We start from the raw sequence: 13,556 nt of genomic DNA on the forward strand, positions 1-13,556 counted from the left end.
CAGGTTACTCAGACCAGTTCGTTCTGCCTGGCGATGTTCACCAGATCCACCACCGAAGTGACCCCAAGCTTGCTCAAGATATTGATCTTGTGGCCGCTGACGGTCTTGTTGCTCAGGTGCAGTTTCTCGGCGATCTCAAGATTGGTCAGACCTTCAGCGAGCAGCTTGAGGACTTCCAGTTCGCGATTGGTCAACGCCGCCAGGACGTCGCTGCTGTGTTTGCCGCGGCCGCCATCGCTGAACGGCATCGACTTCTTTGGGAAGAACACATAGCCCTCGACGATGGTGTCCACTGCCTTGAGCAGTTTGGTCAGGGGTTCGTTCTTGCTCACGAAACCACTGGCTCCGGCCTGCAGGCAGCGCATGGCGTAGGTGTCGACGGATTGGGCGGTGAACACCAGCACCCGCACATCCAGGTTCGCCTGGGCGATGCGCTTGAGCACCGTGAGGCCGTCCATTTTTTCCAGGCTGACGTCCAGGATCACGATGTCCGGCCTCAGCGACAGGATCATGTTCAGGGCGCTGATACCGTCGGCAGTTTCGCCAACAATGGTGTAGCCCTGGGACTCCAGGGTTTTGCGAATCGCCTCACAGACTACCGGGTGATCATCGACGATCAGTACACTTTTACTCATGCCAGGTTATCCAGAATCAAAATATCTAGGTAATTAAGTGAGCCAACAACGGTCAGCGCCTTGATGAAATCTGAGGCTGGTTGAGATTTTTCTCTGACCCAGGGTGGATTTGCGGAAAGCTCAAATAAGAAAATGATGCCGAATAAGCCCCCCAGGGTCATCAGAATGTCACTGGCAGGCTAGCAGGAAGCAACCTGAGTACTGCCAAGAAAATTCCTGTTTTTGAATCCATTGCTTCGGGTTGACGGGCTCTTGGCGGCGATCTCGACTAGATGAATGCAATTCAAGACTATTCCTAAAGCCCATCCCCAACGCAGAGCCTATCTTGCCCTGTCATTCAGGCAGGCACAGGGCGAGCCTGAGTGGCGGGCAGCATTCTAGTGCACTGTGCCAGCAGTGTGACGGCCCACTATTTTCCTGAGGTCGAACCAAGCGATGTTGAAGTTAAGGGTAGGGGTACTGGAGCAACATAATATTGTCCGCCACGGTCTGTACAAGCATCTGTCCAGGCAGTCGGTTCTGTGCCTGAGCGAGTTCTTCAATTTCGCCGACATGTTGGAGGCCCTGGAACAAGAGCAGTTGGACGTGCTGATGATCGGCCACCTGATGGATAGCGACCCGGTTCATCTGGTACGAAACTTGAGTACCCGCTACCCCGATCTGAAAATACTCGTGCTGCTGAACCGTCCCGATCCTGTAATTGCCTCGCAGCTGCAGGCCGTGGGCGCACATGGGGTGATGTCCAAGACGCAGTCTTTGCCGGACTACGCTGATGCGCTGCGAAGCCTGGCCCGCGGCGAGCGCTATGCCATGCTCAGCGATGGCCGGGCAAGCATGGAAAAGCCACTCTACGACGCCTAGCCGAACAGGTCGCGTCGCCCTCGATTCAAGATTTTCTTTGGAAAACTTCAAGACGTTTCTTGTTATGGCTAGGCGGCCGGCGCTCTAGAGTACCCGGCACTGGTGACCTGAAAGACTGTCGCAAGGCCGTGACAGTCGGTGGGCCAGGACCACTTGGACGAGAGGCTTGAGAGGATGGAAAATCCAGTTCTGAAGACCACCATCGAACGTTCTGGAGGCGCTATGTCACTTGCCGTGAACAAGCCCTTGCGCATCGCAGTGCTGGACGATCACGCATTGATTCGCATGGCGATGCAGCTACAGCTGCAGAGCGTGGCGGATTTCCAGCTGGTGGGTTTGTATGCCAGCAGCGGCGAGCTGATCTCGGCCCTGCGTGATACCGAACTGGACCTGTTGGTGCTCGATTACCAGCTGCAGGAATGCGACCTGGATGGCCTGCGCCTGATCCGCCTGTTGCGCAACAAATACCCGCATTTGCTGATCCTGGTGTCCTCGGCCACCGAGACGCCGTTTTTCGTCAAGCAGATCATCGATATCGGAGCCAATGGCTTTCTCGGCAAATCACAATCCCTGGACGACCTGATTCCAGCCATCCGCACGGTAGCCAGCAAGCGGCTCTATCTGTCGCCGTTGCTGGCTTTCGCCGTGCAGCACCCGCCAATCGGCCCCGCCGCCGAGCCGGGCAGCCCGCCATTGACCAGCCTTGAGACCCTGTCCCCCAAGGAGAACGAAGTCTTGCGCTGCTTTCTGGATGGCCTGCGGATCTCGCAGATCGCCAGCAAGTTTTCCCGCAGCATCAAGACCATCAGCGGTCAGAAGCAGGCCGCGTTCAGAAAGCTGGGGATCCGCACCGACGCCGAGCTGTTCAAGGTGCAGCGCAAGCTGGACCTGCATATTGCTTCCCGCGAGCCGGCAGAGGACGCCTTTCATGATGAGGCCAGCGAGCCGACGCTGCCGCCGACCCGCAGCACCATCTAGAGCGGCAGTGACAGGCGTGAGCACTGATGCTCGTTTCCAGGCCTTGAGCTATTGACGCGCCCCGCGTCAATTGCTTGCGCCGAACTCATCGGCCACTACAGAGTCGCTATGGCAAGCATCAAGAAGGTTGCGCTCACCATCCTGCTAAACCCCAGCATTCAGCGCGGGCGCGGTTTTCGAGGACATCGAGGGCAGGAGCGCTGCGAGGCCAGTCACTCGCTCAGCCCGGCGGCAGCAAGCGCAGCGGATCCACCGGCACGCCGTTGGCGCGGATCTCGAAGTAAAGCTGGGCGCGGTCGGTGTCCTGGGAACCGGCTTCGGCGATCTTCTGGCCCTTGATCACCATCTGCCCTTCCTTGACCAGCAGCCGGCTGTTGTAGGCGTAGGTGCTGGTGTAGGAGGGGCCGTGCTGGAGAATCATCAGGTTGCCGTAACCGCGCATGTAGCCGGCGAACGCCACCTTGCCGCCCAGGGTGGCGTGGATCGGCTGGCCCTGGGTGGTGGCGATGCGGATGCCCTGGTTGAGCTTGCCGGTGGGGGAGAAGCGCCCGATCAGCACTCCGCGCAACGGCCAGCTCCAGCCCTTGAGGGTGACCTTGGGCATGGGGGCAGGGGCCGGGGGCGCTGTTCGGCCCTTGCTGGCGGTGGTTCGCGACTTGCTGCTGACCACCCGGGTGGTCCTGGCCGCGCCGCCTACCCGCAGCACCTGGCCGACCTCCACGGTATAAGGCGCCTTGAGGCCGTTGAGCCGCGCCACCTCCTTCCAGTTGGTGCCGTTGCGGCTGGCAATGGAATACAGCGTGTCGCCGCGCTTGACCCGGTACTCGCCGGCCTTGAGGGGGCCGGAGTTGGAAGGGCTGGAGCTGCAGGCTGACAGGGTCAGGAGCAATGCGATGAAAAGCAATCTTGCGAACACGCGACATCCACTATGTCTTGACGGGGCCAAGGGGCCCGAAACTTCGGCATTAGCCAGGCCGATAAAGCCGGCAACTATACCTGTTTGCCGATGAAGAGGCGCGTTATAGACCGCTGCCACAGCGGTTAAATTCAATCCGGATGTCACAGGACGCTGATCTTTCCTGCGCCATGAACGCCCACGGCAATCTTTGTGAACCCTCGTCGCCTGCACCGCACTAAGGCAGTACAGACCGGGAGGAATCTTATGCAAGTGCAATACCTGTTGATCGTACTGGCCGTGATCGTGCTGCTGGCCGAGATCTGGGCCATCAGAAGCCTGCTGCGCAGCGGTGCGCGGGCAGAAAACAAGGGGCTGTGGATCGTGGTGATCATCTTCGTGCCGCTGCTGGGGCTGTTGCTCTGGCTGATGGTCGGCCCCAAGGCCCTGAACCGGGACGCGCCGGCCGAGCGCGGCAGAAGCTGAAAACGGGGGGCAAACCCGCTGAAGGGTTGAACACGACATGCCAAGAATTCTTACATCCCATGTGGACGAAGCCGAGCTCACCGAGCACAACGCCAAGATGTTCGGCTCGCCCAAGGAACGGCTGGACTTCTATCGTCGGGAGATCCAATACGAAACCAGCATCCTGGCCAACCGCACCGATGCCTACCTGACGGCCCAGGCATTCCTGGTAATCGCCTTCGCTTCGTGCATGGCCAACCTCAATCCGGAATGGGGCAAGCTGTTTACCCTGTCCGTGCCGCCTTTCCTGGCGTTGCTGGGGATCCTCAGCTCTCTCAATGCCTGGCCTGGCATTAGGGCCGCCTACGAGATCATCGATCACTGGCATTTCAAGCAGAGTCACCTGCTGCACAGCGAACCGGTGATGGGCCTGGCCTATGACGAATCGCCGCTGTTCTGCGAAAGCGAGTCGAGCCACAAGGGCTATCGCAAGTCGTTGCTGTTTTCCATGCGTTCGCCCTGGTTGTTCGCGGCGTTCTGGCTGCTGCTGGGGATTTGGGCGGTGTATATCCAGGTGACCAATCCGGGCTCCTGAGGGCGCAGGCTCGCTGCCTGCGCTGCGGGACGCAACGCTACCGGCCTATGGGCGCCAGCTGGCCGGTGTGCCGCGCACGCGAACGCGGCACCTGGGTGCCACGCTCGCCGGTCACTCAGTGCGGAGCGCGGGGAATGGTCTTGAGCAGGTCTTCGGGGCTGATATGGCCGACCACGGCCTCGGCGGCGCTGCCCGGTAGCGGCAGGTCGAGGATATGACCCTTGATCTTGCCCACCACATGCATTTCGCACGGCTTGCAGTCAAATTTCAGGGTCAGCACTTCATCGCCGTGTACCAGTTGCATCGGTGCCACCTTGGTGCGCACGCCGGTCACGCCCTTGGCCTGCTTGGGGCACAGGTTGAAGGAGAAGCGCAGGCAGTGCTTGGTGATCATCACCGGCACGTCGCCGTGCTCTTCATGGGCCTCGAAGGCCGCGTCGATCAGTTGCACCCCGTGACGGTGGTAGAAATCCCGGGCCTTCTGGTTGTAGACGTTGGCCAGGAATGACAGGTGCGATTCCGGGTAGACCGGCGGCGGGCTGCTTTCGGCCTTGCGCGAGCCCCGTGGGTGGGCAGCGATGCGTGCGGCGTCCAGGGCTTCGATGACTTCCCGGCGCAGGGCCTTGAGCTGGGAGTTGGGGATGAAGTAAGCCTGGGGCGCGTCCAGCTTGATGCTGGTGGCGTGGTAATGGGTGGTGCCCAGCTGGCCCAGCAGATCCTGCAGTTGCCCCAGGGCCTGTTCCGGCTTGTTGGCCACACCGAACGGGCCATCCAGGGCGACGCTGGCGCTGATGCCTTCCTCGCTGGTGGCGGTCAGTTCCAACCGTGCTTCGCTCAGGCGTGCCAGCCAGGACAGGCCGATGCGCCGCTCGGCGGAAGTGCGGGTCAAGGCTTGCTGCCAGTTGTGGTCGAGGTTGCGGCTCAGGGGGTGGTTGGGCCGCAGACGGCTCAGGGCTTCGGGCATCTCGTTGGGTTCGACCCGATAGCGGTAGCGTTTCTCGCCATCTTCTTCGAACTCGCCACGGGCCTCGGCGATGTTGGCGCGGAAACCCACCACCTCACGCTTAACCAGCAGGTTCAGGCCATCGCCATTGGACAACGGCTCGAAGGTCACCACCTGCAGGTCGCGCTTGCCGACCTTTTCCACGGTGCCTACGGGCAGCCCGGTGAAAGTCGGCGAGTCGAAGGCGCCGATGTCGATCTTGCGCTCGCTGACAAAGTAGTCGGTGCTGCCGCGGTGGAACGTCTTGTCCGGGTCGGGCACGAAGAAATGCGCGGTACGGCCGCTGGAGGCGCGGGCCAGGTCGGGGCGATCTTCCAGAACCGCGTCCAGGCGCTGGCGGTAGTAGGCCGTGATGTTCTTCACATAGGCCATGTCCTTGTAGCGCCCCTCGATCTTGAACGAGCGCACGCCGGCTTCGACCAGGGCGCGGATGTTGGCGCTCTGGTTGTTGTCCTTCATCGACAGCAGGTGTTTTTCATAGGCGATCACGCCGCCGTGCTCGTCTTTCAGGGTGTAGGGCAGGCGGCAGGCCTGGGAGCAGTCGCCACGGTTGGCGCTGCGGCCGGTCTGGGCGTGGGAAATGTTGCATTGGCCGGAGAAGGCCACGCACAAAGCGCCGTGAATGAAGAACTCGATGGCGGCATCGGTTTCGGCGGCGATGGCACTGATTTCCTTGAGGTTCAGCTCGCGGGCCAGGACCAGCTGGGAGAAACCGGCCTGGTCGAGGAACTTCGCCCGCTCCAGGGTGCGGATGTCGGTCTGGGTGCTGGCGTGCAGCTCGATGGGCGGAATATCCAGCTCCATCACCCCCAGGTCCTGGACGATCAGCGCATCGACCCCCGCGTCATACAGCTGGTGGATCAGCTTGCGCGCCGGTTCCAGCTCGTTGTCGTGGAGGATGGTGTTGAGGGTGGTGAACACCCGGGCGTGATAGCGGCGGGCGAACTCCACCAACTGGGCGATCTCGCCCACCTCGTTGCTGGCGTTGTGGCGGGCGCCGAAGCTCGGGCCGCCGATGTACACCGCATCGGCGCCATGCAGGATGGCTTCGCGGGCGATGCTCACATCGCGGGCAGGGCTGAGCAGTTCCAGGTGATGTTTGGGCAAGGACATGTTTTTTTAGTCAGGCTTATCAGGGTCAAGGCGCGCATTGTAGCGGCGAAACGCTTGCCCGGCACCCGTGTGCTGCCAGGTGGCGGCCACGCCTTGCGCGAGGCCGCCGATTGAAGCGCTGCCTCAGGCCTTTGCGGCCATTGCCGTGACTTCCACGCGCATGCCTTCCACCGCCAGGGCGGCCACGCCCACCGCGGCACGTACCGGCCAGGGCTTGGCGAAGAAACGCTGGTAGACCGCATTGAATGCCGCACGATCGGCCATGTCGGTGAGGTAGATGGTCAGGTGCATGACCCGGTCCATGGAACTGCCGGCGCGCTCCAGGGCCACTTTCAGCGCCTGCAGCGTGCACTCGCTCTGCAGGGTGATGTCCCCCAGTTCCAGGCTGCCGTCGGCGCGGGTGGGGATCTGGGTGGAGACCAGGATGCCGTTGAAACCGACCACGTCGGAGGAGATGGAATCGGCGTCCGGGTCGGGGGTGAAGCTCAGGTCTTGGTTGGCCATGGGGGTCTCTTGTTCGAGGGGAAAAAGGTTCGCAAGGATGAGTGGGTGTCGACTGAAGTTCAAGTTGTGAGGGGCTTTTTGCGGTCCTCATTCCATGCATCGTCCAGGTCTCGCTTCCAGGCGGCAATTCGTCGTGGGTCACACAAGGCCTTGGCCAAGGCCTGGTGCACTTCATAGTTGGGCTCGGTTTGACTGAGCCCATTGGTCCAGTCCTTCACCTGTTGATAGAGACTTTGGGTCGTCGTTGGGGCATCGTTTTTTCGCTGCCGGGTCAGGATGGACTTGTACAGCTTGCGGTTCTCGCCCTTGAGCTCTCGGGTCCAGCGATCTTCCAGGTGCAGGAGCCTGTTCAAGTTGTGGACCCGTTGCGCATCGGCTGCGCGGGTGCTCTTGAGCATGACGCTGAGCTTGGTGTCGTTGAACTCCAGCTTGAGCGTGCCGGCGGGGTTACGCCTGTAGGGGTGGAACCACTCCTCAAAGGAGCCGCCGCTGTGCACGGGATGTGCAGCCTTGTTCTGTGGACCATTGCACTCGCCGCAGATGGGGACCAGATTCTCCGCACACACCGCCAGCAAGGGGTAGGCACTCTTGGGTATCCAATGGTCGACTTCGACATTGCGCAGCTCACCTCCGCACATCACACAGACATGCCGGGCGTCCTGGTCCTTGTCACCCTTGTGAAGCGCAAGAAAGCTGTCGCAGAAGTGCTGGTATTTCAGGAGCGAGCTGCGCTCACCGGTAGGCGTACCGTCGGCAAGGTAGGGCAGTCCGTCTTTAAGCCCCTTGTTGTAGAACGCCTCCATCAGGTCCTGGAGGTTTTTTTGGTGGGCTTTGGCATACGGGTCGCCAGCGAAGGGGTAACCCACTGGCATCGCAGGAGCGATGGGCGCGGCCTCGAAGTATCGGCCAATCCGGCTGGTTGCATTGATCCAGTCACGCAGGCGGTCCTTCTGCGTGTCATTGAGTTCGGCCAGGTGGGCGGCCCGCTCCAGAAGCTTGTGGCGATTGAGCTTCTTGTTCAGAAAGCCCCACAGCCAACGGCTTTCTTCCAGGCTCAGGGGCAGCGTCTGCAAGTCGGCAGCCGTCAATTGCGCTGCCCGGGTCGTAGGCTGGCACAACCACAGGGCAAACACATGCATCATGTTCTGGCATGCCCTCAAGGCCGCGGAGCAGCCGACTGGCTCTATGGGTTTAAGCATCGGCATCACCCCGGCCTTTGTTGGCGGCCTGGAGCTTGTCGATCAAGCCATGCAGATCGGCTTTCAAGTCATCCGACTTCACATGTTCGATCAAGGCATTGAGGGTTCGAGCGTCCTCGGTCTGCTCCCAGTGATTTAGCCGGGCGCGCAGTTCGGAGCGATAAAAACCGGTGCCAAGCCGATTGACCACCGCCCTGAGTTGCTTTATTTGCTCGGCGGTGGGTACCTGCACTTGCTCCACATGGTCGAGAAAGGTTTCGATACGCCGCTGCGCACGGCTACCGATACTGTCTTGCGTGTGAAACAGATTCATCATCAGCGCCCCGGGATCCGTGGCGAATGTGCGGGTGCTGACCTGATTGGCCGAAGAGCTGCCATCCTCTCCTTTCTTGATAAAGATGATTTCCTCATCGAACACATCCGACAGCACGATGGCCGAATGGCTGGCAATCAGTACGCTGCTGGCATCCTCGCCCATGGCTTGCTCGATATTGCTGACAATCTCGCGCTTCCAGGCGTCGTTGAAGTGGGTTTCCGGCTCATCGAGCAGCAGCAGGGCATCCTGCTGACCCGCAAGCAGATGGAACAGCGCCCAGCGTCGCAGCACCATCTGCTCGCCATCGGAAAGGTCGGAGTAGCTCATGACCCCACTGTCGTTGGCGAACTCGTCCTCAGGCTTTTCATTGCGCCGCAATGACATTTCGATGCCGTCGATCAGGCCAACGGCCAGCCACCGGGACAACTCGTTGAAACGGCTGAACGCACTCTGGTTTGCCTCTCCCAGCATCAGGGTCAGGGCCTGATCCTGAGTGGCCGCCTGCGACAGTTGCTGGTTCAGGTACTGGCTTTTATCTACGGCTGGAACCGGGGCGTCCACATCAAAGTGCAATACCCGCAGGCGATCGCCGGGATCGGGTAGGGCAAGCACCTCGCCGGCCACCAGCAGCAGGTCGTGCATTTTGCTTTGCAAGGCCCGCGGTGCCGCCAGGGCCCGGTGCAGGTCCAATCGCAAGCGCACACTGACGAGCCGATGCCAGCCGGCCTTGGCGAATAACCCGCTTAGCCCGCGATCGTTACCTTCCTGCGGGCGTTGCTGCATCAGGTCCTGCAGGACCACGGCCAGCAACGCGGCATCCGGACGGCCGTCGCTCAGCAGGATCGGACGATCGAGCTGGTCACTGGCCTCGTCCTTGCCATGGGGCAGGGGAGACTGATCCTGCGGGGCAGGCTCGGTGCCATTCAATGACGCCTCATCCTGGTAGGTCCAGCCAACAGGACGTTCCAGTTCGAAGGGGTATTGCTCATCGGGCTTGAAGCGCAAGGCGCTAGCCACCTGCTCCAGCGGCGGGCGCCAGATGTCCTGCCACGGCCTCCAGGAGCCGGAGGTGTAGGCCAGCACCTTGGGCAGCAGGTCCGTCACGGTTTGCGGATAATCACCTTCCTTGATTCGTGGCGTGAACAGTGGCAACCGCTCTGTACCCAGTTGTTCGATGAGTGCCTCGAAATCGGCGCTGCCCGCGTTTTTTGCAATGGGCTCGCCCTCTGCCTGCCACAGGCTGGTGGACGCAGCAGTTCCTGAGCTCTTGAAAATCACGCTGCGCAGCTTGCCGCTGGCGACCGTGCCCAGTTCATAGACCAAGGTGAAGGCGAAGCCAGGCAGCCGGCCATCGGCCAGGGCGATATAGATCGAGGCGATGGCGCGCAGCAGATGGCTTTTGCCACTGCCATTGAGGCCCACCACGAAATGGATGGCGCAAGGTTGTGGCTGATCCTGGACCAGGGCTTCCCAGGGCGCATCCTGAGCGAAACACACCTTGAGCTGGCTCAGGGGGGCGTAGAGGTTCAGATTCAAATAACGCAAACGCATTTATTGTCCCTTGTTCGAACGGCTGACGCTGTCGCGAAAGCGCTTTGCATCCTGCATGGCGCTGTCTTCCTCGACGCGCCCCGAGTCGTTGATCCGATAGCTCCTGAATGCCGTCATGAACTCACCCTCGGTGCCTGTACCTGATCCCGGAATGCTCATTTTGCGGATCAGCCCCAGCGCTGCGATCTGTTCCAGGGTTCGGTGCAGGGACACCGTCGATAACCCTGATTGATGTTGTGCAGACACTAGGCTGTGGCAAAAGGCTTCGACCGCATCCTGATCATCTATCACCAAGGGGAACGGCAGTTCACTCAGCTCTTTCCAGACCTGGGACTGGAAGCTCGAGAGCTGGGCGGCGACTGTCGTACGTGCGCTGCGCGAGACACTTCTGACGGGCTCGGGAACCTCGGGCAGCACAGGGAGCACGAGGCGTGGCGGCGATGGCTCCGCAATGCCCCGGGTTTGCTGTTGAGCTCGCCATTTAGCCGAAAGACTGGAGGAAAAGGCCTCCGTCAGCATGGCCTCGCCAAGCCGCCGCGCCGTTTCCAGGGCATCGTTGATCCGCTCGATCGGGACTTTACGTAACAGGTTGACGATCGGCTTTTGCTGGTCGAGAGGGGGTAATGGCAGCTCAAGGCGCTCAAAGAAAGAGCGGTAGATCCGTCCGGGGATGCTTCTTAGTACTGATGCCGGCACATGCTGACGCAGCCACGACAACCTTATGAAGCAGGCCAGATAGTCCGCCAGTAGAACCTTGGTATTAGGGCGTAGCACCTGGAAGGCCGCCGAGGCGAGGGGCGTTGCGTATTCATCAGGGGTGACAGCGAAGGCAATGCCCCGTGACCTGAAGCTCTGATTGAGTGTAAACAGTACGTCATCGGCCTGGACTTCGGCGCAGGTAGGGGGCAGTTCTTCGAGCTTGAGCCTTTGCGGCTCTACCTGACCGGTTATGTGGTCAAAGCTTCGCGGGGAAAACAGCTCTGTCCTGGAAGGCCCCTGGTACTTCTTGGGATGGGCTCCCGCAGGGCTGAACTCGCAGATTGAAGATAACTTGACCCTGGGCCAGGCCTGAGCCTTCTCTCCAGAAACCAACAGTTGCAAGGCCAGAGCATCGGATAGGTCAATGACTTTGTTCAGTGCGTCCTGATAAGGCTCCAGCGAGGCCTTCTGCAGCAGTTGGATAAGGTAGTCCTGCTCTTGCAGCGGTGGCACTGGAATGGACAGGTTTTTGAAAAAACTGAGCGGAATGCTCAGTTGGCTTTGCGTGCCTCTATTGGTGTTCAACGCTGCCTTCTGGACCCAAGGCTGCTGGATGAAGTGCAGCAAGAAGGCAGGGCGTATCTGCGGACCGGCGCGCAGGGCCAGGAAGTATTGAGCAAGGCCAAGTTCGGTGACCAGCCCCGAGACTATTGTCGCTTGCATGGCGTCTCGGCCACGGGTGGCGATCAACACATCCCCATTTTTGAACAGCACGCCCTGGCGGGAAGTCTCGCCATAGGCCTGAATGCTGGAATTCAGGCTGGGACCAGTCAACTCGGTGATGAGTGACTTGGGAAAGAAGGTCACCGGGGTCTCTGGCTCCGGGCGCTGTATGCGCGGATTCAGCTCGCAAACGTCCAGTAGCCCGACTTCTTTCCAGGAGGGGGGCAGGGTCATTGCACCTCTCCGATCTCGTCTCGCAACTGGCGCAGTTGTTCAATGACTTTGAGTTCCAACTGCTCTAGCTCATCGATCAACTGCAAGGCTGTGTTCTCACCGGCGGATTTGGGTTGTTCAATGACCTTGTAATCATCAATGTCCAGGCTCCAGTCCTTGGCCTCGATGCAGTCTGGGTCCAGCGAGTCGGGAAATAGAGCTTCGGAACCTCTTAACTTGCGACGTACAGGAACCAGCCACTGTTTGACTTGGGTGCTGCTGCGCTCGATTACGTTATGGAGGGACGTCCAATAAGGACCTTCTTCGGCACCGGCTTGGAAATATAGATCCCTTCCGCGCTCCCAGAGCTCTGCACTCAGTTGACGTCTTCGGAAATGCACGAAGGCATCGAACAAGTCATTGTCCGCGTCAGCGGGCAGCTCCTTGCGCTTGTGGTCCATCGAGTGCCCATCCTGAGTCACCTCGTAAAACCAGACAGCGTCGGTTTGTGGTGGTGCAACGTGTGGCGAGGCCAGCGCTTGATGGTCGGTTACCTTGCGCACCACCAGTATCGCCGCCTTGATCCCGGTGTAAGGATTGAAAATCGCTCCCGGCAACAGAATCACGGCTTCCACTGAATGCCTGGAAAGCAGTTCGCGCCGCAGGTCGATCTGGGCTTGCGAACGGCCAACCAACAGGTTCTGAGGAATGATCAGCGCCGCGCTGCCGCCAACCTGCAACAGGTTCAAGGCGCGCCAGACAAACAGCAGCTCAACCTTATCGGAACGGTTGCCCTGATCATCCCGGGCATAGAAGGGCAGGTAGTTTGCGCCAGCAGCTTCCTGCGGGTCGATCCGGCCGCCAAATGGCAGGTCGCTCAGGACAAAGTCGTAACTCTCTTTCAGCCAGCGGCCCGCAGCCCCTTGAGAGTCACCGGTGACCAGGCTGTTACCTTGCATGCATTGTGGCGACTCGATGTCATGCAGCAGGAGATTGACCCAGCCAATCCGGGCCAGGGTATGGCTGAGGTCGATGCCCACCAGGGAATGGCCGTTATGGATCTGTTTTTTGGTAGCGGCCGACAACCTGGCATGCCTGGATAGCATGTATTGCTGAGCACTAACCATAAAACCGCCCGTGCCGGCAGCAGGGTCGATGATCCGTTGCCCGGGCAGGGGGGCCAGCAGGGCCACCATGAATCGGGTTATATGTCGCGCGGTGACAAGAGGACCGATGTTGCTGCTGGTCGAGCCTTGGGTAAACAGATACTCGAACACTTCCCCGGGTGAAAACCCTTCCTGGCGCTTCTGCCCGGGGTAGGGAAACAGCTCGTCAATGGCGTGCACCAAGCCCGTGAGAGCCTGGCTTTTGCTCGGGTCGAGCTGAAAGTAGGCGTCACTCAGCATGCCATTCAGGCCCAGACGCTTGGCCAGGGATGGATAGTTGCCGGTTCGCATTTCCAGGCTGCGCAGCCACGGAAAAATCTGGTCATTCAAGTAAGTGCCAGGGTCTCGATGCATCAGCAAGTTCTTCCAGAACGAGTGATGCTTGTTCGGGGGGTGGACCTCATCAGGCATGAGCACTTGAAAGACCGACGGCAGTCCCTCTTCATCGTCCGCAGAGGCAATGTCATCCAGGCGTTTGAGAAATATCAGGCAGGCAATCTGTTCAAGCGCCACGTAGGGCGAGGAGGCCAATCCAGCACCGGAAACCAGGTCCCAGAGCGAAGCAGCTTTGTTCTTGATCTCAAGAGGCAGCATCGTAGTCCTTTGCGATAGGGGCTGCTGTGCAGCGAAACGGCGGCAA

12 protein-coding genes are annotated in these 13,556 nt (G+C 60.2%); 4 read left to right on the forward strand and 8 right to left on the reverse strand.

Annotation, left to right across the window (positions count from 1 at the left end):
• Window positions 1-8 precede the first annotated feature (8 nt).
• Window positions 9-635 (reverse strand): response regulator transcription factor, encoded by a 627-nt coding sequence (locus tag AC1RGE_RS04860; RefSeq protein WP_011061244.1) that lies wholly within the window; start codon window positions 633-635, stop codon window positions 9-11.
• A 435-nt stretch (window positions 636-1,070) separates the two neighbouring features.
• Here AC1RGE_RS04860 and AC1RGE_RS04865 point away from each other — a divergent pair, with 435 nt between their 5' ends.
• Window positions 1,071-1,496, forward strand: a complete 426-nt coding sequence (locus tag AC1RGE_RS04865) for a response regulator transcription factor (protein WP_011061245.1) — start codon at window positions 1,071-1,073, stop codon at window positions 1,494-1,496.
• Between the two features lie 222 nt (window positions 1,497-1,718).
• Window positions 1,719-2,474, forward strand: a complete 756-nt coding sequence (locus AC1RGE_RS04870) for a response regulator transcription factor (RefSeq protein WP_011061246.1) — start codon at window positions 1,719-1,721, stop codon at window positions 2,472-2,474.
• 220 nt (window positions 2,475-2,694) lie between these two features.
• Here the strand turns inward: AC1RGE_RS04870 and AC1RGE_RS04875 are convergent, their stop codons facing one another.
• The gene (locus AC1RGE_RS04875; RefSeq protein ID WP_026020258.1) at window positions 2,695-3,390 is read right to left on the reverse strand and encodes a peptidoglycan DD-metalloendopeptidase family protein; all 696 of its coding nucleotides are present in this window, start codon (window positions 3,388-3,390) and stop codon (window positions 2,695-2,697) included.
• 246 nt (window positions 3,391-3,636) lie between these two features.
• Here AC1RGE_RS04875 and AC1RGE_RS04880 point away from each other — a divergent pair, with 246 nt between their 5' ends.
• Window positions 3,637-3,855: a PLDc N-terminal domain-containing protein gene (locus tag AC1RGE_RS04880; protein WP_015635581.1), complete on the forward strand. Its 219-nt coding sequence runs from the start codon at window positions 3,637-3,639 to the stop codon at window positions 3,853-3,855.
• A gap of 37 nt (window positions 3,856-3,892) precedes the next feature.
• On the forward strand, window positions 3,893-4,429 hold the full coding sequence (locus tag AC1RGE_RS04885) for a hypothetical protein (protein ID WP_011061248.1): 537 nt from the start codon (window positions 3,893-3,895) through the stop codon (window positions 4,427-4,429).
• A gap of 115 nt (window positions 4,430-4,544) precedes the next feature.
• On the opposite strand, the gene AC1RGE_RS04890 is transcribed toward AC1RGE_RS04885, so the two are convergent.
• The 6 genes from AC1RGE_RS04890 to AC1RGE_RS04915 form a co-directional block, all read right to left on the reverse strand.
• Window positions 4,545-6,545, reverse strand: a complete 2,001-nt coding sequence (locus tag AC1RGE_RS04890; protein WP_011061249.1) for a peptidase U32 family protein — start codon at window positions 6,543-6,545, stop codon at window positions 4,545-4,547.
• A 123-nt stretch (window positions 6,546-6,668) separates the two neighbouring features.
• Window positions 6,669-7,049 carry a RidA family protein gene (locus tag AC1RGE_RS04895; protein WP_015635583.1) on the reverse strand — a complete coding sequence of 127 codons (381 nt, stop codon included), beginning with the start codon at window positions 7,047-7,049 and terminating at the stop codon, window positions 6,669-6,671.
• 59 nt (window positions 7,050-7,108) lie between these two features.
• Window positions 7,109-8,254, reverse strand: coding sequence for an HNH endonuclease (locus tag AC1RGE_RS04900; RefSeq protein ID WP_053151618.1), 1,146 nt, complete (start codon window positions 8,252-8,254; stop codon window positions 7,109-7,111).
• Window positions 8,241-10,115 carry an AAA family ATPase gene (locus AC1RGE_RS04905; RefSeq protein ID WP_492583505.1) on the reverse strand — a complete coding sequence of 625 codons (1,875 nt, stop codon included), beginning with the start codon at window positions 10,113-10,115 and terminating at the stop codon, window positions 8,241-8,243. Before AC1RGE_RS04905 ends, AC1RGE_RS04900 begins: the two co-directional genes overlap by 14 nt.
• Window positions 10,116-11,771, reverse strand: coding sequence for a restriction endonuclease subunit S (locus tag AC1RGE_RS04910; protein WP_011061252.1), 1,656 nt, complete (start codon window positions 11,769-11,771; stop codon window positions 10,116-10,118).
• Window positions 11,768-13,510, reverse strand: a complete 1,743-nt coding sequence (locus AC1RGE_RS04915; RefSeq protein WP_492583507.1) for an HsdM family class I SAM-dependent methyltransferase — start codon at window positions 13,508-13,510, stop codon at window positions 11,768-11,770. The genes AC1RGE_RS04910 and AC1RGE_RS04915 overlap by 4 nt, the downstream gene beginning before the upstream one ends.
• Between the last annotated feature and the right edge of the window lie 46 nt (window positions 13,511-13,556).

It is taken from the genome of Pseudomonas sp. GW823-FHT02C05 (genome assembly GCF_058797595.1).

Excerpts from the sequence above, each read along its gene's own strand:
- AC1RGE_RS04905 (WP_492583505.1), bottom strand. The coding sequence starts at position 10,115 with ATGCGTTTGCGTTATTTGAATCTGAACCTCTACGCCCCCCTGAGCCAG.
- AC1RGE_RS04870 (WP_011061246.1), top strand. The coding sequence starts at position 1,719 with ATGTCACTTGCCGTGAACAAGCCCTTGCGCATCGCAGTGCTGGACGAT.
- AC1RGE_RS04860 (WP_011061244.1), bottom strand. The coding sequence starts at position 635 with ATGAGTAAAAGTGTACTGATCGTCGATGATCACCCGGTAGTCTGTGAG.
- AC1RGE_RS04885 (WP_011061248.1), top strand. The coding sequence starts at position 3,893 with ATGCCAAGAATTCTTACATCCCATGTGGACGAAGCCGAGCTCACCGAG.
- AC1RGE_RS04900 (WP_053151618.1), bottom strand. The coding sequence starts at position 8,254 with ATGCCGATGCTTAAACCCATAGAGCCAGTCGGCTGCTCCGCGGCCTTG.
- AC1RGE_RS04915 (WP_492583507.1), bottom strand. The coding sequence starts at position 13,510 with ATGCTGCCTCTTGAGATCAAGAACAAAGCTGCTTCGCTCTGGGACCTG.
- AC1RGE_RS04890 (WP_011061249.1), bottom strand. The coding sequence starts at position 6,545 with ATGTCCTTGCCCAAACATCACCTGGAACTGCTCAGCCCTGCCCGCGAT.
- AC1RGE_RS04910 (WP_011061252.1), bottom strand. The coding sequence starts at position 11,771 with ATGACCCTGCCCCCCTCCTGGAAAGAAGTCGGGCTACTGGACGTTTGC.
- AC1RGE_RS04895 (WP_015635583.1), bottom strand. The coding sequence starts at position 7,049 with ATGGCCAACCAAGACCTGAGCTTCACCCCCGACCCGGACGCCGATTCC.
- AC1RGE_RS04865 (WP_011061245.1), top strand. The coding sequence starts at position 1,071 with ATGTTGAAGTTAAGGGTAGGGGTACTGGAGCAACATAATATTGTCCGC.
- AC1RGE_RS04880 (WP_015635581.1), top strand. The coding sequence starts at position 3,637 with ATGCAAGTGCAATACCTGTTGATCGTACTGGCCGTGATCGTGCTGCTG.